We start from the raw sequence: 2,078 nt of genomic DNA, 5'->3' as shown, positions 1-2,078 counted from the left end.
AATAACTTTTTTAAAGTTTTTTCAAAACCTTTAAGTTATCAACCGTCCCTCGTTGACAGCTTATTCAGTATACTAAATACCTTTTCCTTTGTCAACACTTTTTTAAAATAAAAAATACTCCCAAGTTCTAAGGAAGGCATGAACTTGAGAGTATTTTCTAATTCATTATTTTGCTTCGATTAGTCCAACTTGTCCATCTTCACGACGGTAAAGAACGTTTGTTGTTGCATCTTCTGCGTCAGTGTAAATGAAGAAGTCATGTCCTAAAAGGTCCATTTGAAGAAGCGCTTCATCAATATCCATAGGCTTCAAGCTAACATGTTTTGTACGAACCACTTTTGCTGCTGGTTCTTCTTCGACAGTTTCAGCTTCAAATTCGCTTGTGAAAATATAACTTGTTGGCAATTTTTCACGGTGTTTTTTCGCAATTTTAGTTTTGTTTTTACGAATTTGACGTTCAATTTTGTCTGTTACCAAGTCAATAGAGCCGTACATATCTTGTGAAACATCTTCTGCTCTTAGCATAATAGAATCGACTAAGATGGTCACTTCAACTTTTGCAGTTTTTTCACGGTAAACTTTGAGGTTTACACGCGCGTCCAAAGTTTGTTCGGCATAAAAATATTTCTCAATTTTTCCGAGCTTTGATTCGACATAGTTACGGATAGAGTCAGTTACTTCAATGTTCTCTCCACGAATACTATATTTAATCATAGGCCACCTCTTTCTTGCTTTAAAAAAGCGCTTTCTTTTTATAACTCTATTATACTGCTTTCATGAAAATTTGCAAGTGTTTACCGTGCAATACTAAAACTTTTTACATTTTTAACGCCTGCCTGATGCAATAAATCGTAAATGCCTTTGAGAGTTGCGCCTGTTGTGTAAATATCATCAACAATGAGGACTCGCTCTGGCAATGATTTTTGGCTTTTTATGGTAAAAGGATTTTGACTTTTTAGACGCTCATGTCTGTTTTTATCTGACTGTTTTTGAACATCTGTCTTTTCTAAAATATCTTGATAAGACAGTCCGGCACTATCTAAAAAGGCGGTAACTTGGTTAAATTGCCTGTCTCTTAGCCGCTCTGGGCTAAGAGGAACTGGCACTAAGGTGTAATCTTTGTAGTATTTCAGATGATTTTTAATTGGTTTAGCTAAAACTTGACTTAGTAACATATCTCCTTGAAACTTGTATTTGGAAAAATAGTCTTTCATAAATGCATTATAGGTAAAAAGGGCTTCGTGTTGAACCTGATGGTCTTATTTTTTCCACTCATGACAATCTAAGCAGGTCCTTATCTCACCTTTTCGAAAACAGGTTGGGCAATGTGAATCCCCAATTTTTTCAAAGCTATTTTGGCAAGTCGAACAGACACCGTCACTGTCTTTTGCCATTAAGATAATGTTTAAAAACCGTTCTGTTTCTGAAAATACCTGACGGCATAGCAAACATTCCACTAAAAACCACCTCTTTTATTCATTTCTTTAATTTCAGCAATTGCCTTAGTCATTGGTTTCGTAATGCCTTCATGTAAAAATAATAGTGCGCCTGTCGGACGCTCCTTGGCACGACCGACACGCCCAGAAATTTGCACGAGGGCACTTTTGGTGTATAGGCGATGGTGGGCTAGCATAACAAAAACGTCCACACAAGGAAAGGTCACCCCTCGCTCCAAAATCGTTGTTGTCACTAAAATCGATAACTCTTGCTGCCTAAATTGATTGACGATTTCCAAACGGTTTTCCGTCTGACTGGACACAAAAGCGATATTTTCGTGTGGCAAATACGTTTTTAAAATCTTTGTAAATACCTGACCTTGTGCGATATTTGGAAAAAAGATGAGTAAGGGATACTTAGTCTGACGCTGTTTTGTCAAGATTTTCATGAAGGCTCTAAGAAGTTGGCCTTTTTGCATGTGCTTTAAAACACCACTCAGCCAAATGTTTTTGGGAACGACGAGAGGATTCGCATGAAATCGTCTAGGTAAATGCAGCTTAGCTAATTTAGGCTCTATAATTTCTGTAGTGGGTAAAACCACCGTGGAGATTATGGAGCCTTTTTGAGTGTAGAAAAAAAGT

2 protein-coding genes and 1 pseudogene are annotated in these 2,078 nt (G+C 37.1%); all 3 read right to left on the bottom strand.

Annotated elements, in window-relative coordinates; genetic code table 11:
• Window positions 1-165: 165 nt before the first annotated feature.
• Window positions 166-714 (bottom strand): ribosome hibernation-promoting factor, HPF/YfiA family, encoded by a 549-nt coding sequence (gene hpf, locus ACFORE_RS07010; protein WP_154454632.1) that lies wholly within the window; start codon window positions 712-714, stop codon window positions 166-168.
• 80 nt (window positions 715-794) lie between these two features.
• A pseudogene (locus ACFORE_RS07005) lies at window positions 795-1,457 on the bottom strand (ComF family protein).
• Window positions 1,457-2,078 (bottom strand): helicase-related protein (locus tag ACFORE_RS07000; protein ID WP_380435069.1); only part of this gene is annotated, 622 nt, incomplete at its 5' end. The pseudogene ACFORE_RS07005 and the gene ACFORE_RS07000, both read right to left, overlap by 1 nt.

The organism is Streptococcus alactolyticus (assembly GCF_042649785.1).
Classification (GTDB): domain Bacteria; phylum Bacillota; class Bacilli; order Lactobacillales; family Streptococcaceae; genus Streptococcus; species Streptococcus alactolyticus.
The sequence above is the reverse complement of the archived record's forward strand: the minus strand, read 5'-3'. Positions and strand labels throughout refer to the sequence as shown.